Annotated in this window: 13 protein-coding genes; 8 read left to right on the top strand and 5 right to left on the bottom strand. The window is 61.6% G+C overall.

What is annotated here, in order from left to right:
• Positions 1 to 5: 5 nt before the first annotated feature.
• From EAH73_RS16700 to EAH73_RS16690, 3 genes are all read right to left on the bottom strand, one after another.
• The gene (locus EAH73_RS16700) at positions 6 to 647 is read right to left on the bottom strand and encodes a hypothetical protein (protein ID WP_161599581.1); all 642 of its coding nucleotides are present in this window, start codon (positions 645 to 647) and stop codon (positions 6 to 8) included.
• A 144-nt stretch (positions 648 to 791) separates the two neighbouring features.
• Positions 792 to 1,229 carry a DUF2147 domain-containing protein gene (locus EAH73_RS16695; protein ID WP_140468571.1) on the bottom strand — a complete coding sequence of 146 codons (438 nt, stop codon included), beginning with the start codon at positions 1,227 to 1,229 and terminating at the stop codon, positions 792 to 794.
• Between the two features lie 685 nt (positions 1,230 to 1,914).
• Positions 1,915 to 2,454: a C40 family peptidase gene (locus tag EAH73_RS16690; protein ID WP_140468570.1), complete on the bottom strand. Its 540-nt coding sequence runs from the start codon at positions 2,452 to 2,454 to the stop codon at positions 1,915 to 1,917.
• Between the two features lie 125 nt (positions 2,455 to 2,579).
• Between EAH73_RS16690 and EAH73_RS16685 the strand changes: the two genes are divergently transcribed.
• The 8 genes from EAH73_RS16685 to EAH73_RS16650 all read left to right on the top strand — a co-directional run bounded on the left by EAH73_RS16685 (position 2,580) and on the right by EAH73_RS16650 (position 18,475).
• A complete protein-coding gene (locus tag EAH73_RS16685) occupies positions 2,580 to 4,391 on the top strand; it encodes a M61 family metallopeptidase (protein WP_240047301.1) in 1,812 nt (603 codons plus the stop codon).
• Between the two features lie 427 nt (positions 4,392 to 4,818).
• Positions 4,819 to 7,602 (top strand): substrate-binding domain-containing protein, encoded by a 2,784-nt coding sequence (locus EAH73_RS16680; RefSeq protein WP_140468569.1) that lies wholly within the window; start codon positions 4,819 to 4,821, stop codon positions 7,600 to 7,602.
• 320 nt (positions 7,603 to 7,922) lie between these two features.
• Positions 7,923 to 11,099, top strand: coding sequence for a SusC/RagA family TonB-linked outer membrane protein (locus tag EAH73_RS16675; RefSeq protein WP_140468568.1), 3,177 nt, complete (start codon positions 7,923 to 7,925; stop codon positions 11,097 to 11,099).
• A 23-nt stretch (positions 11,100 to 11,122) separates the two neighbouring features.
• Positions 11,123 to 12,847 (top strand): RagB/SusD family nutrient uptake outer membrane protein, encoded by a 1,725-nt coding sequence (locus tag EAH73_RS16670; protein WP_140468567.1) that lies wholly within the window; start codon positions 11,123 to 11,125, stop codon positions 12,845 to 12,847.
• A gap of 131 nt (positions 12,848 to 12,978) precedes the next feature.
• Positions 12,979 to 14,298 (top strand): sugar porter family MFS transporter, encoded by a 1,320-nt coding sequence (locus EAH73_RS16665; protein WP_193560210.1) that lies wholly within the window; start codon positions 12,979 to 12,981, stop codon positions 14,296 to 14,298.
• Between the two features lie 52 nt (positions 14,299 to 14,350).
• Positions 14,351 to 15,256, top strand: coding sequence for a carbohydrate kinase family protein (locus tag EAH73_RS16660; RefSeq protein WP_140468565.1), 906 nt, complete (start codon positions 14,351 to 14,353; stop codon positions 15,254 to 15,256).
• A 39-nt stretch (positions 15,257 to 15,295) separates the two neighbouring features.
• On the top strand, positions 15,296 to 16,831 hold the full coding sequence (locus EAH73_RS16655) for a glycoside hydrolase family 32 protein (protein ID WP_140468564.1): 1,536 nt from the start codon (positions 15,296 to 15,298) through the stop codon (positions 16,829 to 16,831).
• 21 nt (positions 16,832 to 16,852) lie between these two features.
• Positions 16,853 to 18,475, top strand: a complete 1,623-nt coding sequence (locus EAH73_RS16650; RefSeq protein WP_140468563.1) for a glycoside hydrolase family 32 protein — start codon at positions 16,853 to 16,855, stop codon at positions 18,473 to 18,475.
• Positions 18,476 to 18,578: 103 nt separating this feature from the next.
• Here EAH73_RS16650 and EAH73_RS16645 read toward each other — a convergent pair whose 3' ends face one another.
• The gene (locus EAH73_RS16645) at positions 18,579 to 18,845 is read right to left on the bottom strand and encodes a hypothetical protein (protein WP_140468562.1); all 267 of its coding nucleotides are present in this window, start codon (positions 18,843 to 18,845) and stop codon (positions 18,579 to 18,581) included.
• 298 nt (positions 18,846 to 19,143) lie between these two features.
• The gene (locus EAH73_RS16640) at positions 19,144 to 21,087 is read right to left on the bottom strand and encodes a KUP/HAK/KT family potassium transporter (RefSeq protein WP_140468561.1); all 1,944 of its coding nucleotides are present in this window, start codon (positions 21,085 to 21,087) and stop codon (positions 19,144 to 19,146) included.
• Between the last annotated feature and the right edge of the window lie 12 nt (positions 21,088 to 21,099).

Here is a 21,099-nt window from a genome sequence, read left to right as displayed (position 1 = left end):
GTGAGTTACAACTCCACGTACGCCAACCGTTTTTCCCGCTCCTCGGGGGTGGGCATGGGGGCGTCAAACACGGTGCGCATCAGCTCTTCAAACGGCGCAGCGGGCGTGAAGCCGGGGTCCACCACGGGGTTGGCGGCCATGCGGATGAACAGGGGCTGGCCGTTGAGGCTTACCAAATCGAGCGTTACCAAACCGTAGCGTTGGTTGCAGTGGCCGCTGTCGGGGCAATCGGTGGGCGGCGGCTTAAATAGCTGCTTATAAGTATGCTCGTGCAGGCTCTCGTGGCGGCGGGTGCACTCGTCGGCGCAGGCGCGGTGGTATCCCAGGGCCACCATCTGCTCGCCCACGTACTCGTAGAAGTGCCGGAAATTGCCGGGACCCCCAAAGTCCTCGTCGTCGTAAAACAGCATGGCGCCCTGGCGGCCGTCCTCGCGCAGGGGCTCGGCCCGCAGGCCGTGCCGCCGGCCCGCGCCACCGCGGTGCAGGTGGTAGGCTTTGAAATAGGGCCCCAGCCAATTGCGGTAGATGCGCCCGGCCACCCACTGCGCGTGCCGCGCCGCCTGCCCGGCGGTGAGGGCAAACGGCCGCCATTCGCCGTTGGCGGCAGATGGGGCAGACGAGAACAGGGAGCGCAAAAAGGACCGCACGGCCGGGTATCAGGTGAAAGGGAACAGTGGAGTGCAACCCCAGCGTTTTCAAATAGTTTTAATATTTCTCGGGCATTGGGGCCCCCAGTGGGCATAAAAAAGCCGGCTTCCGGGCGGAAACCGGCTTTTTTTGGGGGCCGCGGCCTACTTCACGCGCGTCCAGGCTTGTGACTTGCCGATGAGCGAAAAGCCGATGTAGCCCTTCACTTCCATGGCGTTGGCGCTTTCCATCTTCATGTAGCACGAGTAGGTTTTGCCGCTTTCGGGGTCGTAGATCTTGCCGTCGTCCCACTTGTTGTCATCGTCGTACTTGAAGCCTTGCATGAACACCATGCCCAGGCGTGGGCGGCTACGGAGCTTGGGGTCAGGGTTTTGGGTATCGGTCTTGGGCTTGCCCTTCTCGTCGTTGGGGGTGGTCAGGCTCACGATTTTGCCGCACAGCTTGTCGCCGCATTTATAAATCTCGAACGTGGCCTTTTTCTCGGCGTTGGTCCACACGCCCAACGGGCTCAGGGTTTGGGCCGAGGCCAGGCGGCTGCCGGCCAGCGCCAGCACAACCAACAGGAAAAGTAGTTTTTTCATGGGTGGAGAAAAAGGGGGAATTAGATGAGGCCGCGATGAAGCGCAGAACGCTGCGGAAAAGGTAAGGCAAATACTTGGGCCCACCGAACAGGGGCCCCGGGGCCCGCCAACGCAAGTTTGCGGCCAAAGTAAACGGCGGGGCCCTAACCTAAAAAAATGCTCCGCCCGGGCAAAATGAATGGCCCTGAAAATCAGCCCACCACCCGCAAAAATGGCCATTCCCCAAGAAAAAGGGCCCGATAATTTTGAACCTTAAGCTAGGCTTCTAACTTTGACATGCAGTAGCGAGTGCTACGACCCCGCCCAAGCAACCCTAATGTGCTGGGCCGCGCAGGCGGGGCTATGTGGAACGTAAAGAAAGGAGGTACAAAATGTCTAGTAGTCCCAACCAAATCCTGCCAAGCCTGTCCAATGTCGTACGCATCACCGCCGTGCGCGCTTAGATAACAGCTATGCGGGGCCGCACTAACTTTTAGCGCGGACCTACGTTGGCCCAGGTCTTACTGTTAAAGACGCCGGAGCTGTACCCCAGCTGCGCCGTTTGGTAAGATTTGAAGGATTAGATGCCCGGTTTGCCACTCGTTGGCGAACCGGGCATCGCTCGTTTAGGGCCCTGGGTCATTTGTCAATTAGCATTTAATACGCAAGAGCCAGCTACGAGCAACTGGGTATTAAATGCTAATCGTTAAAGCACCCGCCGCACCTGCAAAAACCGCGTTTCGTAGCCCGTGCCCTCGATGGCGCTGACCTTCACGCCCGATTCGCGCCGCGCCGAGGAGGCGTGCACGAAGCGCACCGGCACCGCGCCCGCCGCCGATACCACGATGCCCGCGTGGCCGGCCGTGGTGCTGCCCGGGGCCGTGCCGGCAAACACCACCAGGTCGCCGGGCCGCGCCGTGGCGCGCGGTACTTCCCGCCCCGCGCCGATGAGCAAGGCCGTGGAATGGGGCACGGCCACGCCGAAGCGCCCGTACACAAACTGCACAAAGCCCGAGCAGTCGAAGCCCGTGGTGGGGCTGGTGCCAGCGTAGCGGTAGGGGGCCCCCAGCTGCCGCAGGGCAAAGGCCACCACGCTGTCGGCCCGGCCCGCGGTGGGGGGCACGGCCACTACTGGCACCAGGGCGGCGGGGGGGGCGCTGGGGGCCGGCCGTGCCGGGGCCCCACGGTGAGCCAGCCCGACAATGGCGGCGGCCAGCCCAATAAAAATCAACCAGATGATGCGCATGGACAAAGGGAATGGGGGCGCTAAGGGGCCCCGGTGGGCTAAACGCAGCCGTGGGCCGCTAGGTTGGTGCCGCGCCGGGGGGCTTACTTTGCGGTTTGGTTTTCTATTCCTTTTTCCTTTCGACGATGCCCAATCACTTCCGCCTGCTGGGGGCCCTGGCCGCCGGGGCCCTGCTGGCCGCACCCGCCGGGGCCCGCCCGCTGGCCCCGGCGCCCACGCTGCGCTACACGCTGGCCATGCCCGCGCCCCAAACCCACTACTTTGAGGTGGGCGTGGCCCTGAGCGGCTTCGCCCAGGATTATACTGACGTGAAGCTGCCGGTGTGGGCCCCGGGCTCGTACCTGGTGCGCGAATACGCCAAGAACGTGGAGGGCTTCCGGGCCACCGGCGCGAGCGGGCAGGCGCTGGCGGTGGAGAAAATCGACAAGAACACCTGGCGCGTGCGCCACCCCAAGCAGGCCGATTTTAAGGTGGCCTACCGCGTGTACGCCTTCGAACTAAGCGTGCGCACGAGCTTCGTCGACGCCGACCACGGCTACCTCAACGGCAGCAGCATCTTCGTGTACCCGGCCTTGAACAAGGGCCTGGCCAGCACCCTCACGGTGCAGCCGGCCCCCGGCTGGGCGCAGGTGAGCACGGCCCTGCGGCCGGCCCCGGGCGGGGCCAAGTTCACCTACCAGGCCGCCAGCTACGACGAGCTGGCTGACTCGCCCATCGAAATTGGCAACCAGAAAGTGCTGCAATTCACGGCCAACGGCACGGTGCACCAAGTGGCCATGTACGGCACCTACCAGGTGGATGAAAACCGCTTGCTGGCCGACATGCAGAAGATTTGCGAGGGTGCGCAGGCCGTGGTGGGCCAAAACCCGCTCGACCACTACCTCTTCATCGTGCACAACCTGGAGCGCGGCGGTGGGGGCCTGGAGCACCTGTATTCCACCACGTTGGAGGTGAACCGTGCCACCTATACCACGGAGGCCGGCTACAAGGCGTTCCTGCGGCTGGCGGCCCACGAGTACTTCCACCTCTGGAACGTGAAGCGCATCCGGCCGGTGGCCCTGGGGCCCTTCGATTACGACAAGGAGAATTACACGCACATGCTGTGGGTGAGCGAGGGCATGACCGAATACTTCGCCAACCTTATCAACAAGCGCACCGGCTACTACGACCAGCAGGGCTACCTCGACCACCTGGCCAGTACCATCGGCACGGTCGAAAACACGCCCGGCAACAAGGTTCAATCGGCGTCGGAGGCCAGCTTCGACGCCTGGATTAAGTACTACCGGCCCAACGAAAACTCGCCCAACACGGGCATCAGCTACTACGACAAGGGCGAAACCATCGGCCTGGTGCTCGACCTGATGATCGTCAACGCCACCCAGGGCCAAAAGCACCTCGACGACGTATTCCGGCTGCTTTACGACACGTATTACAAGAAGCTGGGCCGCGGCTTCACCGACCAGGAATACCAGGACGCGGTGGCCACGGTGGCCGGCCGGCGCTTCGATGATTTCTTCAAGCAGAGCGTGTACGACACCAAAACCGTGGACTACGCCACGGCCTTCGGCTACGCGGGCCTGGGCTTCAGCAGCGCCCCGGCCAACCCCAACGGCTCGGTGGGGGCCACGTTCTCGAACCGCACCGGCCGCCTGCTCGTCACGGGCACCGAGCGCGACGGCGCGGCCTGGACCGACGGCCTGAACGTGAACGACGAGGTGCTGCTCATCAACGGCGCAGCGCCCGGCGAGGAGTCGGTGAAGGCCCTGCAAGGCGGGGCCGTGGGGGCCCCCCTCAAGCTGCAGGTGCGCCGCGACGGCCTCCCCCGGGAGCTCACCCTGACCTACCGCGCCGACCCCGACCGCCGCTTCACCATTCAGCCGCTGCCCAACCCCACCGCCGCCCAGCAAAAAGTGCTGGCCAAGTGGCTGGGCAAATAGGGCCCCGGTTCTCTGGTTTCGGTCCGTTCCGGCCGGCTATACATTGACAAGAATAAGGCAGGGGCCCCGCTCGGATTGTCCGGCGGGGCTTTTTCCTTGCAGATGGCCTTGATCGGGCGTTGAATAATTCAGTGCCAAGCGTGGGCGCTTCTCATCGCGGGAAAGCAGCAAAAAACGTGGGCAGCGAGTTAAGCACTCACCAGTTAGGAGTTGGTTGGGTAGTAAGTAGAAGCCGGGCTGCTGCTGCCGAAAACTCACTGACCCACGCTTTATTAATGCTTTGCACTAACGGACCACCCGTTGAAGCCGGACGGCCCAAACTGACCGTGGTTATGCAGGGGTGGCCGCTTGCTTACTTTCGTAGCTCATACAGCCAGAACGCTGCGAATTTTACGGTGTGGCCAGTGCCTTTCTTTCGCTATTCCTTATGAAAAGCACAACCACAGCCCGGAAGAACTGGTACCCTTTGGTGGTGTGGGGACTGTGCTGGTTTTTCGGAACGGTTGTCAGCAGTTGCACAGCGCCGGCTCCGCAGCCCTACCGGATCGGCTTTTCGCAATGCACCAACGGCGATGCTTGGCGGCAAGCCATGCTGGCGGGCATGAAAAAGGAACTAAGCTTTTACCCGCAGGCGACGTTTCACATGAAAGACGCGCACGACAACAGCGCCTTGCAGCGGCAACACATTCAGGAGTTTTTGCGCGAAGGCATCGACTTACTCATCGTGTCGGCAAACCAAGCAGAGCCGATTACGCCTATCGTGGAAGAGGTATTCAACCGGGGCATCCCCGTGGTGATCCTCGACCGCCGCACTACTTCAAAACTTTACACCGCCTACGTGGGCGGCAACAACCTGGAAGTGGGCCAGACGGCCGGGGCTTACGCCAGCAGCCTGCTGCATCAGCACGGCAGCGTACTGGAAATACTGGGGGAAGTGGGCGCTTCGCCCTCAATTGACCGGCACCGGGGATTTGTGCAGGGGTTGGCCGCTGCGCCGGGCGTGCGCCTCGTGGCGCAGGTGCAGGGCGATTGGAAGCGCCCGTCGGTGGTGCAGGCGCTGCCGGCCGTGCTACGGGCCCACCCCGAGGTGACCCTGATTTTTGCCCACAACGACCGCATGGCCCTGGGCGCTCACCAGGTGTGCAAGCAACTGGGCCTCGACCGCCGCATAAAAGTGCTGGGCGTAGACGGGCTAGCGGGGCCCCAGGGGGGGATTCAGCTGGTGCAGGACAAGGTGTTGGCGGCCACGCTCCTCTACCCGACGGGCGGCGAAGAAGCCATCCGCACGGCCATGCGCATTCTGCGGCAGCAGCCCTACGACAAAGAAAACCTCCTCAGCACGATGGTCATCGACTCGACGGACGTGCTGACCGTGAAGATGCAGACCGAAAAGCTGGACCAGCAGCAGCAGGACATTCAGCGGCAGCAGGGCCTGTTGCAGGCCCAGCTGGCCACCTACACCAACCAGCAAACCGTGCTGTACGTGCTGGCGGCGTCGCTGCTGGGGGCGGTGGCCCTGGGCGTGCTGGCGTGGCGGGCCCTGCGCGCCAACCGCCGCATTACGCGCAAGCTGGCGGGGCAGAACGGCGAGATTCGAACCCAGCGCAACCAAATTCAGGCCCTGGCCGAGCAGGCCCGGGTGGAAACGGAGGCCAAGCTGCGCTTTTTCACCAACTTCTCGCACGAGCTGCGCACGCCGCTTACCCTCATCATGGGCCCGGTGGAGGAACTGCTCACCAGTGGCGGCACGCTTTCCGCCCCGCAACGCCACGACTTGGGCCTGGTGCGCCGCAACACGCAGCGCCTGCTCCAACTGGTGAACCAGCTCCTGGACTTCCGCAAAATTGACGTGGGCAAAATGCCCGTGCGGGCCACCGAAGGCAATTTGGTGGCCTTCGTGCGCGAAATTATGGACGTGTTTGAGCGGCCTGCCCGCCAGCGCGGCATCGCGTTGCGCTTCCTGCCCGCCGAGCCCAGCATCCGGCTCTGGTTCGACGTGAACATTCTCGACAAAGTCTTTTTCAACCTGCTGTCCAACGCCCTGAAATTCACGCCCGAGCGCGGGCAGATCACCGTTAGCATTCAGCTCGTGCCGGCCCAGCACAGCGTGCGCGTCAGTGTGGAGGACACCGGCCCGGGCATCAGCGCCGAAGACCGGGCCCACATCTTCGAGTGGTTTTACCAGGGCCACCCAAGCGCAGCCAAGGGCTCGGGCATGGGCCTGGCCCTGGCCCTGGGCCTGGTACGCCTGCACCAAGGCGAGCTTACCTTCACAAGCCAGCCGGGCCAGGGCACCACCTTCGTCGTGACGCTACCGCAGGAGCTGCCGGTGGCCCTGCGCAGTGCCGGGCCGCCCGCGCCGCTGCTCATGCTGGCCGAGGAAGTGGGCCCCGAGACCACGCCCAACGACGCGGCGGCCGTGCGGCTGAGCGGCAAGGACAACAAGGCGTTGGTGCTGGTCATCGAAGACAACGCGGAGGTCAACGCCTTTCTGGCCCAGAAGCTCCGCGCCCACTTCCAGGTGCAAACGGCTGCCGACGGCGCCACGGGCCTGCGCCTGGCCGCCGAAACTATTCCCGACGTGGTGGTGTGCGACGTGATGATGCCCGGCCTGAGCGGCCTGGAGGTAGTGGCCCAGCTCAAGGGCGACTGGCGCACGAGCCACATTCCGGTGGTGCTGCTAACGGCCCGCGACGCGCCCGAGCAGCAGGTGGAAGGCGTACAAGCCGGGGCCGACCTGTACCTGACCAAACCCTTCAACCCTACATTTCTGCTCGAAAACCTGCGCACCCTGTTGAGCAACCAGGAGCGGCAGCGCGAGCATTTCCGCCGCGAGCTAAGCGTGGACACCGCCACCGTGGCCCCGCAACGCGTGGACCAAAAATTCCTCGGCGACCTCACTGCCATCGTGGAAGCCAACCTGGACAATTCGAACCTGAGCGTGGAGGACATTGCGCACCGGCTCGGCATCTCCCGGGTGCAACTCTACCGCAAGGTGAAGGCGCTACTCGGCACTGGGGTTACGGACTTTGTGCAGGGCATCCGGCTCACCAAGGCCCGGCAGCAATTGCTCGATACGGAGCTAACGATTGCGGAAGTTGCCTATCGCCTGGGCTTTTCATCGCCGTCCTATTTCTCGGCCACCTTCAAGGCCAAGTACCACATCTCGCCTTCCGAGTTCCGGGCCCTGCACACGACCCCCAACGTGTGAACCAATTCCGATAGCGGGGTAACATTACCACTAGCCGAGTTAGTGACTGAGAGACGCGTTTATTGATAAAAGCGCTGTTCTACAGATAGTTGCATTATTCTCTTGGGCTGATCAAATAATGATAGTATTTGGGTGAATCGTGCTACCACCTCGGGGCTGAGACGGCCCACCTTTGGGTCCTGAAGCTGCTGCATTTATCCGAAGCCTTGCTACTCCTGCTGGGTTCGGTTGCCTGCTGGTTCGCTACTCGCAACCGTTTGCGGCCCTGCTCAACAGGGCCCCAGCGCGGTAATTCTCCCACCCTTTTTCTACCATTTCCCATGCGAACACGTGTACTACTTGCACGCCAACTCGTGCTCCCGACGCTGCTCGTGGCCACTCCTTTTGCGGTGGTTGCGGGCCCGGCCACGCCGCTAGCCAGTGCTTTTTCCACCCGGTCTAACAACAGCTTACTAGCCGACATTAAGATCAGCGGCCGCGTCAACGACGACAAGGGCGTGGGCCTGCCGGGGGTAACGGTGGTAGTGAAAGGCACTAGCTCGGGCACTTCAACCGACGTCGAAGGTAACTTCTCGCTTACCGTGCCCGACAACGCCACCCTGATAATTTCGTCGGTGGGCTTCGTAACGCAGCAGGTGCCTGTGGCGGGCCGCACCACGTTCACGGTGGCCCTGGTTACGGACAGCCAGGCCCTAAGCGAAGTGGTAGTGACGGGCTACCAAACGCAGAAGCGCGCCGACCTGACGGGCGCAGTAGCGGTGGTGAAGGTGGACGAAGTGAAGGGCATGACCTCCAACAACGTGGTCAACAACCTGCAGGGGCGGGTGCCGGGCGTGCAGGTGACGACCGACGGCTCGCCGAGCGGCGCCAACGCGGCCGTGCGCATCCGGGGCTTCGGCACGCTGGGCAACAACGACCCGCTCTACGTGATTGACGGCATCCCGACCAAGACGGGCATCAACCAGCTCAACCAGAACGACATCGAGAGCATTCAGGTGCTGAAGGATGCCTCGGCGGCCAGCATCTACGGCTCGCGGGCCGGCAACGGCGTGATTATCATCACGACGCGCAAGGCGAAGAAGGGCGTGACGCGAGTGGATGTTTCCAGCTTCGTGTCGGCCCAAACGCCGGGTCCGCACATCAAGATGCTCAATACCAACGACTACGGGCGCATCTACTGGCAGGCGGCGATAAACGACGGCGCGACGCCCAACATCCCGTTCTACAATTTTCAGTCGCACCAGGGCCCCAACGGGCAGCCGGTGCTCGACAACGTGGTGGTACCGGAGTTTCTGGACGCGGCCAAGACGCAGCGCACGGCCGATACCGACTGGTTTAAGGAAACCCAGCAGACGGCCATTGTGCAGCAGTACAACGTGAACGTGAGCAACGGCGGCGAGCACGGCGGCGTGCTGTTTTCGCTGAACTACTACAAGAACTCGGGCACGCTGAAATTCACCGGTGCCGACCGCTGGACGGGCCGCCTCAACTCGGACTACTCGCTGCTGGGCGACCACCTCAAGATAGGCCAGAACCTGACGGTGAGTAAGTTGCAGGAAGCCCAGTACGACCTGAACCTGATACGTGACCGCAGCAGCCAGCTGCTCAACATCGTGCCCGTGCACACCGTGGACGGCGTGGGCTGGGGCGGCCCGGTCAACGGCATTGGCGACCGCGACAACCCCGTGCGCCTGCTCACCGACAACCAGCAGAACCGCTCGGACCTGTACCGCCTCTTCGGCAACGGGTTTGCCGATGCCGAAATCATCAAGGGGCTGCACCTGCGCACCAGCTTTGGCATCGACTACTCGCTCTATAAGTACAACGAGCTGTACAAAACCTTCACGGCGGGCTACCTCTCCAATGCCAACAACCGGGTTACCAACAACGAAAGCACCTTCGGCAACTGGGTGTGGCAGAACACCCTGAACTACGACCTGAGCCTGGGCGGCGGCGACCATACGCTGAGCGTTTTGGTGGGTAATGAGCGCATCAGCTACAACCAGGAGGCTTTTTACGCCTCGCGCACCAACTTTGCCAGCCAGGACCCTAACTACATCGTGCTCGATGCCGGCTCGGCTAACAAGGATAACGGCGGCTCGGCCAACTCGTACCGGCTAGCCTCCTATTTTGCCAAGGTCAACTACGCCTACAAGGACCGCTACCTGCTGTCGGGCACGGTGCGCCGCGATGGTTCCTCACGATTTGGGGCTGATAACCAGTTTGGTATCTTCCCGGCGGTGTCGGGCGGCTGGCGCCTCAGCGAGGAGAGTTTCCTGAAAGACAAGGTGGCGTTCATCTCCGACCTGAAGCTGCGCGCCGGCTGGGGCCAGACCGGCAACCAGGACATTGCCAGCTACGCCTCGCGGGCCATCTACCAGTCGAGCCTGGGCACGCTCGACCCCAACTTTGCCTACGACATCGGCACGGCCTACGATATCTACGGCAACGATACCAACCTGCTCTCGGGCTACCGCCGGGTGCAGCAGGCCAACCCGAACCTGAAGTGGGAAACCACTACCCAGACCAACATTGGGGCGGACTTCGGCTTTTTGGGCAACAAGCTTACCGGCTCGGTCGACTACTTCATCAAGAACAGCACCGACATCCTCGTGAACCTGCCCTACCTCGGCGTGGTGGGCGAAGGCGGCGACAAGTTCGTGAACGGCGCTTCCATCAGGAACTCGGGCTGGGAATTTCTGCTCGGCTACCAGAATACGCTGGCTAATGGTTTGACCTTCAACGTTACCGGCAATCTTTCGACGTATCGCAACAAGCTCACCTACCTGCCGGATGAGGTGATTAACGCCTACGGCGGCAACGGCCAGGACGTGACGCGCCTCGGCCATTCCATCAACGCCATATACGGCTACGTGGCCGACGGGCTGTACCAGAATGCCACCGAAGTGAGCGGGGGCCCCACCCAGGTGGGCGCTGCTCCCGGCCGCATCCGCTACAAAGATCTGAACGGCGACGGCAAAATCGACAACTTCGACCAGACCTGGATTTCGGAGGCCATTCCGGATTTCAACTACGGCCTCAACCTGGGCGCGTCGTGGAAGGGCTTCGACGTGCAGGTGTTTTTGCAGGGCGTGCAGGGGCTGTATGCCAACAACAATGCAAAGTTCCGCACCGATTTCGCGTCGCTGGCTTCGGGTGAAAACTGGGGGCAGCGCCTGCTCGATGCCTGGTCGCCCACCAACACGGGCTCCTCGGTGCCATCCCTTACCCTTGTCAACTCCAACAACGAAGGGCGCGCCTCGACCTACTTCATCGAAAATGCTTCTTACCTAAAGCTGCGCAACTTCCAGCTGGGCTACAACCTGCCCACCGCGCTGGTGAGCAAAATCCGGCTGCAAAACGTGCGCTTCTACGTGCAGGGCCAGAACTTCTTCACCATTAAGAGCAAGCAGTTCACCGGCCCCGACCCCGAGGTCACCAACTACCAGTACCCCGTTCCGCGCGTGTTCACTGCCGGCCTCAACGTCTCTTTCTAATTGATACGCTAGCGCTAATTCCCATGAAATTCCTCCAAACTGGCCTGCTGGCTTTCTCGCTGCTTACCCTTACGGTGAGCTGCAACGACAAAAGTTTTTTGAACGTAAGCCCCACCGGTGCGCTCGACGACTCGCAGCTGAATACCCCGGATAATATTGAAAAACAGGTAATTGCCGCCTACTCGCAGCTCGGCAACGACATCTACTACGTGCCCTACACCTCCATGTGGCCCTACGGCAACGTGCGCGGCGGCGACGCCTACAAGGGTGGGGGCGGCACGGCCGACGTGGACGCGTTTCACTTCTACGAAACCTTTACCTTCAACCGCGTCGATATCAGCAACACCGATGAGTTCTGGTACCGCATGTACCTGAGCATTTCGCGGGCCAACGACGCGCTGCGCCGCCTCGACGCCATCGACGTGGCCGCCATGCCCAACAAGGCCGTGCGCCAGGGCGAGATGCGCTTCCTGCGCGGGCACTTCTACTTCCTGCTCAAGGAGATGTTCAAGTACGTGCCGTACATCGACGAAACCATACCCACCGACCAGTACCCCACCATCTCGAACGTGGCGCTGACCAACGATGCGCTCTGGAGCAAGGTGGCCGACGACTTTCGCTTTGCGGTGGCCAACCTACCCGCCACCCAGTCCGAAATCGGCCGCGCCAACAAGTCGGCCGCCCAGGCCTACCTGGCCAAAACGGTGCTCTACCAAGCTTACACCCAGAATGCTACCAACGCCGTGACGGGCATCGACGCTACCAAGATGGCGGAGGTGAACTCGCTGTGCGACGCCGTTATCAGCTCGGGTAAGTACGCGCTGCACAGCGACTTCGCTACCAACTTCCTCACGTCGGGCGACAACGGCGTGGAGTCGGTATTCGCCATCCAGTTCTCGCGCAACGATGGCACGCCCAAGGGCCGCACCGACCGGGGCAACGAGCTGAACTACCCCATGAACCCCGACTACGGCTGCTGCTCGTTTCACCAGCCCAGCCAAAACCTGATTAACGCCTTCAAGACGGACGCCAACGGCCTACCCCGCTTCACGGACTTCAACACGTCGGGCGACCTCGTGACGGCTGGTGACTTCCTTAGCACCACCGTCGACCCGCGCGTGGACCATACGGTAGCGGTGGTTGGGCACCCGTTCAAGTACAATCCTACGTTCGTGTTCGACAACTCGTGGGTGCGGGTGCCGGGGGTGTACGGCTACAACCTCTCGATGAAGGAGAGCGTGCTGCCCACCGACCCAAGCTTCCAGAAAACGCCGCCCTTCATGAGCAGCTCGAAGAACTGGGCCATCATTCGCTACGCCGACGTGCTGCTCTGGAAGGCTGAGGCCCTGATTGAGCTTAACCGCTCCTCAGAGGCGCTGCCGCTCATGAACCAGATTCGTCAGCGTGCCCAAAACAGCACCGGCTTACTCAAATCGGCTAGTGGCGCGCCCACTTCCAACTACAAAATCGGCCTTTATCCCGCCGCTGGTTTTTCGCAATCCTACGCCCGCGAGGCGCTGCGCTTCGAGCGCCGGATGGAGTTTGCGATGGAAGGCTGCCGCTTCTTCGACCTGGTGCGCTGGGGCATCGCGGCACCCTATATGAACACCTATTTCGCCAAGGAAAAGAACCTGCGCCAGTACCTGTCCACGGCCAACTTCACGGCGGGCCGCGACGAATACATGCCGATTCCGATTAACCAAATCAACTTCAGCAAAGGCCTGTATAAGCAAAACAACGGGTGGTAAGCACGTAGCCGCCAGGCTTCGGCGCGGCGCAGCGGTGCTGAACGGGTGGAACCGATTAGGGCCCGCTGCCCCACCCTCGGAGTCTGGCTGGCTTCTGGCTTTCTATTTTATCAAGCAACATCATCTTTGGTATCGTGAATAAAAACGTCTTATTCTGGTCGGTAGTGGTAGCACTGGGTGGCCTGCTGTTCGGCTTCGACACCGCCGTGATTTCGGGGGCCGAAAAGGCCATCCAGCAAATCTGGCACCTCAGCTCCTGGGAGCACGGCCTAACGATGTCCATCGCGCTGATTGGCACCGTATTAGGAGCCGTTTTTGGCAGCATCCCTTCCGATGCGCTGGGCCGCCGCACCACCCTCACCTGGATTGCGGTGCTCTACCTGGTGTCGGCGGTGGGCGCGGCGCTGTCGCCGGCCTGGGTGCCGTTCATGATTTTCCGCTTCCTAGGCGGGCTAGGGGTAGGGGCCTCCTCGGTTACGGCCCCGCTCTACATCTCGGAGGTGTCGCCGCCCGCCTCGCGGGGGCGCATGGTGGGCATGTTTCAGTTCAACGTGGTATTCGGCATCCTGCTGGCCTACCTGTCCAATTACCTGCTCAAGGGCATCGGCCCCGACGCCTGGCGCTGGATGCTGGGCGTGCAGGCCGTGCCGGCCATCGCGTTTTTCCTGCTGCTGTTCCGCATCCCCGAAAGCCCGCGCTGGCTGCTGCGCCACGGCCGCACCGCCGAGGCCCGGGCCATTTTTGAGCGCATCGACCCGGCCACGGCCGAGGCCAACGTAGCCACCATTCTGGTCGCCAATGCAGCCGAGCAGGGCCCCGGCGAGTCGCTCTGGGCCCCGCAGTACCGGCGGCCGGTGCTGCTGGCGGTGCTCTTCGCCATGTTCAACCAACTGGCGGGCATCAACGCCATCATCTACTACGCCCCGCGCATTTTCGAGCTGACGGGGCTAGGCCAGGGCGCGGCGCTGCTGTCGTCGGCGGGCATCGGGCTGGTCAACTTTTGTTTTACCTTGCTGGCTGTCAACATCATCGACAAGTTTGGGCGTCGCAAGCTGATGCTGGTGGGTTCGGTGGGGCTCATTGCCACGCTGGGGCTGGTGTCGTGGGCCTTTTACAGCCAGCAGCGGGGCATGTTGGTGCCGGTGCTGCTGTTTCTGTACATCGCGTTCTTTGCCTTTTCGCAGGGGGCGGTTATCTGGGTGTTCATCTCCGAAATTTTCCCGAGCGCCGTGCGGGCCAAGGGGCAGGCGCTGGGCAGCTCGACGCACTGGGTGCTGGCCGCCGCCATCACGTTCGTGTTTCCGGTCCTCACCGAAAAGCTGGGCGGCGGCAATACGTTTGCCTTTTTCTGCGCCATGATGGTGCTCCAGCTGCTGTACGTGTGGAAACTAATGCCCGAAACGAAGGGCAAAACCCTGGAGGAAGCCGACAAGGTGCTCGTGCTGCACTAATCGGCGTTTCTGCTACCCCCTACCTCAAGCACTGCTCTTTAATTAAGCTACTATGAATAACTCTGTTATCTGCTTTGGCGAAGTACTGTGGGACATCCTACCCACCGGCCAGCAGCCGGGCGGCGCGCCCTTCAACGTGGCCGTGCACCTGCACCAGCTGGGGCAGCCCGTACAGCTGATCAGCCGTGTGGGCGACGATGAGCTGGGCCGCGAGCTGCTCGATTTCATCGAGTCGAAGGGCCTGAGCACGGCCCATGTGCAGCAGGGCCACACCCACCTCACGGGCGTAGTAAAGGCCAACGTAGACGATGCCAACGAGGTGGTGTACAAGATAGTACAGCCCGTGGCCTGGGACTACATTCAGTACGAGCCTGAACTGGCCGAAGCGGTGGCGCAGGCCGATGTGCTGGTATACGGTAGCCTGGTAGCCCGCCAGGCCGGCAGCCGCGAAACCCTCTACCGCCTGCTCGAAAACGCCCGCTTCCGGGTGTTCGACGTGAACCTACGCCCGCCGCACTACACCGAGGAAATAACCAAGTACCTGCTCAGCAAGGCGCACCTGGTGAAGATGAACCACCACGAGCTGGTCGAGCTGATGGACTGGCTGGGCTACGGCCCGGTGGCGGACCGCGAAGACCGCGCCGCCGCCATGCGCTGGCTGGCCGAACGCTACCAGCTGCAGGCCGTGTGCGTTACCTGCGGGGCCGACGGGGCGATGCTCTACACCGGGGGCCAGCTGTACCGGGCCCCCGGCCTGTCGGTTGAGGTGCGCGACACCATCGGCAGCGGCGATGCTTTTCTGGCTGCTTTGCTCAAGGGCTGGCTGGCCGGCGACGAGCCGGATACTATGCTGCGCTTTGCCTGCGCGGCCGGGGCCCTGGTAGCCACGCACCAAGGCGCTACCCCGGCGATTACGGCGGGCGACGTAACCCAGCTGCTGGCGCGGCAAACTGCTTAGCCACTAGATTCTCCCTTTCCCACCCTTTGCTTTCTGACCATGAAAAAGCTGCTCGCGCTCCTCGGCTGCTCGCTGTTCACCACGGCAACTTTTGCCCAGACCACTCCGCCGCCCGCCACGCCGCAGTACCGCCCGGCCTACCACTTTACCCCGGCCGCGCACTGGATGAACGACCCCAACGGCATGGTGTACTACCAGGGCACCTACCACCTGTTTTTTCAGTATTACCCCGGCGGCATGACCTGGGGCCCCATGCATTGGGGCCACGCCACCAGCCCCGATATGCTGAGCTGGAAAGAGCAGCCCGTTGCGCTAGCGCCTGATAGCCTGGGTTATATCTTCTCGGGCTCGGCCGTGGTGGACAAGAACAACACGGCCGGCTTTGGCAAAGACGCGCTGGTGGCCATCTTCACCCACCACGACCCCAAGGGCGAAAAGGCCGGTACCAACACCTTTCAAAACCAGAGCCTGGCCTACAGCCTGGATGCGGGCAAAACCTGGATGAAATACGACCGGAACCCGGTGCTTAAAAACCCCGGCATCAAGGACTTCCGCGATCCCAAGGTGAGCTGGAACGAGGCCACCCGCAAGTGGGTGATGACGCTGGCCACCCTCGACCGCATCACCTTCTACTCGTCGCCCAACCTCAAGGACTGGACAAAGGAAAGCGAGTTTGGCCAGAAGCTGGGCGCGCACGGCGGCGTGTGGGAGTGCCCCGACTTGTTTCCGCTCACGCTCAATGGCAAAACGCACTGGGTGCTGCTGGTCAACCTAAACCCCGGGGGCCCCAACGGCGGCTCGGCCACGCAATACTTTGTGGGCCAGTTTGATGGGCACACGTTTACGCCCCTTAACGAGAAGACGAAGTGGGCCGACTACGGCCCCGACGAGTACGCCGGCGTGACCTGGGCCAACACCGGCAACCGCCGCCTGTTTCTGGGCTGGATGAGCAACTGGGAGTACGCCAACCAGGTGCCCACCTCGCCCTGGCGCAGCGCCATGACCATTCCGCGCGAGCTGGGCTTGCGCCAGGAAGGCGGCGAGCTGTACCTCACCTCGCAGCCCGCCGCCGAGCTGGAAACGCTGGCCACGAAAGCGACGACCCTCCAAAACGTAGCCGTAAAAACCCCGGTGGACCTCACTACCCGCCTCAAAGCCACCGGCGACAGGCACAAGCTCACGCTCAAAACCGCGCAGCTTAGCAGCTTCGAACTGGTGCTGGGCAATGCGGCCGGCGAGGAGCTAGTGCTGGGCTATGACCAGGCCGCCAAGCAGTACTTCATTGACCGCAGCAAGGCCGGGCAGGTGGGCTTCAGCCCCAAGTTTGCGGGCCGCGCCACGGCCCCGCGCCTGAGCGCGGCGGCCGGCACCGAGCTGACGCTGTACCTGGATGCGGCCTCGGTCGAGCTGTTTGCCGACCAGGGCCTGACGGCGATGACCGAGATTTTCTTCGCTACCAAGCCCCTGACTACCATCAAGCTACGGGCCACCCGGGGCATCACGTTCCAGACAATCAGCAATACGCCGCTGGCCCCGAAAGCTATGGGCAAACCAACGGTGGTTGGCCAGCGCTAATCCATTCCCACCCCACTCTTTATGAAACCTGTTTTTGTTTCCGCGCTGGGCGCGGCTGGCATCGCCTTGCTCTCGCTGAGCGCTTGCAAAAAAGATACTGGCTCCCTGGAGGTAGTGGATGACACCAAGCCGGCCACCGCCTTTACCTGTGCCGCGCCGGCTGAAGGTACCAACTACTCCATCTATCCGCTGGGCAGCGGCGGGGCAGGGGTAGGCGACGTGATGCCGTACTACGATGCGGCGTCCAACACCTCGTACATCTACTACCTGCGCGACATCTGGAACGATGCCACCCAGCAGCACCATCCGGTTAATGCCTTCACTACCACCGACTTTATCAGCTACGCGCAAACTGCGACCGGCGAAGTGTTGAGCAGCAATTCGGCGACCTGCGCCCAGGATTTTGCCATTGGCACGGGCAGCGTGGTGCAGCGCAACGGTATTTATTACTTCTTCTACACCGGCAACAACCCCAATGCCGGCGGCTGCACCAATCAAAAAGAGGGCCTGATGCTGGCTACGGCCACGGGGCCCGGCCAGAAGTTTACCAAGAATACCAGCTTCGCGACCATTTACGCGCCCTCGAACCAGGGGTATGATTTCAACGATAACTTCCGCGACCCCTACGTGTACTTTGATGCGCCCAGCAACCAGTACCTGATGCTGATAGCAGCCCGGAAGGATGTGGGCGGCGGCAACTTTAAGGGAATAATAGCCAAGTACACCTCGGCCAACCTGCTCAACTGGAGCTACCAAGGCGTGCTCTACGATGGGGGAGCGGATAATTTCTTCAACATGGAGTGCCCCAGCGTTTTCAAGCTCGGCAGTACGTACTACCTGCTGTTTTCGGACCAGGGCAGCCAGAACGCGTACTACCGCAAAAGCAACTCGCTCAACGGCCCCTGGAGTGCGCCCAGCGGCACCGCTCGCCTCGATGGCAACGGCTTCTACGCCCCGAAGCTTATCACCGACAAGTACGGCGACAACTACCTAATGGGCTGGGTAAACCGGCAGGAAGGCAACTCCGACACCGGCAACCGCATGTTTGGCGGCAACCTGGTGGTGCACAAGCTCTACCAGCAAGCCAATGGCGACCTGGCCGTGACCATCCCGCACACGCTCAAGGCCAACCTCGAAGCCAAGCCCATTACGCTGGTGAAAAACGCCCAGGCCGGCACCATTACGGCGGGCACCAACAATACCTACACGCTGGCTTCTACCACGAGCACCTTCCTCAACAGCGTGGTATTCAACCCCATCGCGGCTACGAAATTCAAAGTAAGCACGACCATTAACTACGCCAGCGCCGCAAAAGATTTTGGCTTTATGCTGGGCGCCTGCGACAACTACAACGGCTTTTACAGCCTGCGCTTTATCCCGTCGCAAAACCGCTTCAGCCTCGACAAAACCGACCGCCGCAACGTGACCGTCAGCTCCACTTCGGTCGATGTGCCTTTCAAAATGAGTCCTAACACGGATTATACGGTGGACATCGTGGAAGAAAATTCGGTCGTCGTGGTGTACCTCAACAACACGGCCGCCCTCACTTGCCGCGTGTACCGTGCGCCCCAGTCCTCGTGGGGCCTGTTCGCCGATAACGCCACCGCCACCTTTAAGAACTTGACAGTTACCACCGCTAACTAGTGCTTAGGTAGAAAAGTTAGGTGTCTTAATTACCAAAAAACAGGGCCCCGGTGCAATTGCGCCGGGGCCCTGTTTCGTATTGTGGAACGAAGTTTCTAGCCGATTACTGCAAGGTTTTAGTACCGTGTAAGTCCTTTACTTGCGTGAACACTGTCAGCCCCAGCAGCCGCCAGTGCAGTAGTTCTGTGGTGTTGTAAGTGAATTGGCCTTTCTCGATGTGGTAGTTGCTGAGGCCAACCGGCTCCCAGCTATGGCCGCCCAAGAAAGTGCCGGCCACGGACCTTATCACCTGCAAACCAGTAGGATTGGTGGTAGCACCTTTCATTACCGTCAGCACGACACTACTCATCGGCTCTTCGATTAGCGTCATAAAATGGGCCCCTGGGCCCACGCCGCTGGCGTCGCCAGTAGCCGCTGCTGACGCCGCCGGATTTGCCGCGGGGGCTGCGCTGTGGCCCTGGCAGGTGCTTAGCAAGACGATGCAAAAAGCGCCCGTTTTTAGGGCCCCCCATTCGCGGCCGAGTAGGTTCAGGGCTTTAAAAACGGTCCGTACCAACAAGTACAGGGCGATGCAATTCAGCACTTCCCAAGCCACGTACACCACAGGCCACAAAAAAGCGGGGCCGCATCGGTGCGGCCCCGCTAAATAAATGGCAGTAAATGAAGATTTAGCGAATGCGCGTCAAGGCCACCTCGCGGGGCGGGGCGATGACGAGCGGCACTTTTTCGACTTTTACCGAGGAGGTATCGAGGCCGAAGTACTGGTCTTCGGAAGCGATGAACTGCTTGATGTAGAAGTAGGCCTGCATGACGAGCTTCTCCTGGGTGGGGAAGTCGTTTTCTACGCTCAGGAACTTCTCCAGCACCACGAAGCGGAAGTCGCCGGTGATGTGGCGCTGGCTCAGCGACTCGTAGCGCGAGGTGATGTCCACCTCCTTGTTGCGCACCAAGTCCTCGATGACCTTGCGGAAGTAGAGGTTGATGCGCTGCTGCACCCGGAAGCCCAGGCGGAAGGTGATGCGGAACACGTCATCGGGAGCTACTTCGGTCACCTTATACTCCATGGTGTAGGGTTCGTCGGTGGTTTCGACGTGGATGAACCAGTAGATATCGGCCCGCTTGGGGCGCTTCTGAAAGATGGAGTAGATGACTTTCTGCTCAATTTCCGAGTTGCGCTCGGCCCCGGTGAGGAACACTAGGTGAGTGGAATATTTCGGAATACTCTCGTCGTCGCTCAGGCGCTTAAGGCCCTCCACGTAGGGCTCCAGTTTCACGAAGTCGGTGAGGCGGCGCTTGATGTAGTAGGCCTTGAGCCACACGTACATTACGCCCATGAGCGTGGCCCCGATGGCCAGCGACACCCAGCCGCCGTGCGGAAACTTCACCAGGTTGGCAATTAGAAACGAGCCCTCGATGAGGCCGTACACCACCGCGAACAGCACAATCAGGGGTTTGCCCACGCGCTTCACCCGCAGCCACGTGCACAGCAGCACCGTGGTCATGAGCATGGTGAGCGTAATGGCCAGGCCGTAGGCAGCTTCCATGTTTGAGCTTTCGCGGAAGAACAACACCACCCCGATGCAGCCCACGAGCAGCAGCCGGTTCATGCTGGGCACGAAGAGCTGGCCCTTCACGTCGGTGGGGTAGTTGAGCTTCACCTTGGGCCACATATTTAGGCGGATGGCCTCGGCCACGAGCGTAAACGAGCCGGTGATGAGGGCCTGCGAGGCAATGATGGCCGCCACTGTGGCAATGCCGATGCCGATGAGCAGGAACCACGGCGGCATCAGCTCATAGAACGGGTTGCGGCCGCCGAGCTGCTGGCCCTGGTGCGAAAGCAGCCAAGCCCCCTGGCCCAAGTAGTTGAGCAGCAAGGTGGTTTTTACAAATGTCCAGCTGATGCGGATGTTGCCCTTGCCGCAGTGGCCCAGGTCGGAGTATAGGGCTTCGGCCCCGGTGGTGCACAGAAACACGGCCCCCAGCAGCCAGAACCCGCCGGGATAGTTCACCAGCAGGTCGTAGGCATAGTAGGGGTTGATGGCCTTGAGGATGGCCGGATCTTGCACGATCCAGCTGACGCCGAGCACGCCCAGCATCGTGAACCACAGGAACATAATGGGCCCGAAGGCTTTGCCAACAATTTGGGTGCCAAAGCTTTGCAGCAGAAAAAGCCCCGCAATGATGCCGATGACAATGTACACAATCACGCTCTGCGTGAGGCCGGGGTACACCTGCTTGAGGCCCTCAATGGCCGAGGCCACCGAGATGGGCGGCGTAATTACGCCGTCGGCCAGCAGCGCCGAGCCCCCAATGATGGCCACCGCCGAGAGCCAGGCCCCGCGCCGGCGCACCAGCGCGTAAAGCGAGAAAATGCCGCCTTCGCCGTTGTTGTCCGCGTTCAGCGTGAGCAGCACGTACTTGATGGTGGTCTGGAGCGTGAGCGTCCAGATAACGCACGAAATGCCGCCCAATACCAGGCGCGGCTCAATAAGGGCCGGCACGATGGCCTTCATCACGTACAGCGGCGAGGTGCCGATGTCGCCGTAGATGATGCCCAGCGCGATGAGCAGCCCCGCCCCGGAGATGGCGGTGTGCGATTGTTTGGAATCCATAAAAACGGGTAG

Origin of the sequence: Hymenobacter nivis (genome assembly GCF_006439025.1) — a bacterium.
Taxonomy (GTDB): Bacteria; Bacteroidota; Bacteroidia; order Cytophagales; family Hymenobacteraceae; genus Hymenobacter; species Hymenobacter nivis_A.
Note: the sequence above shows the minus strand (reverse complement) of the source record. Positions and strands in the feature narration are given on the sequence as shown.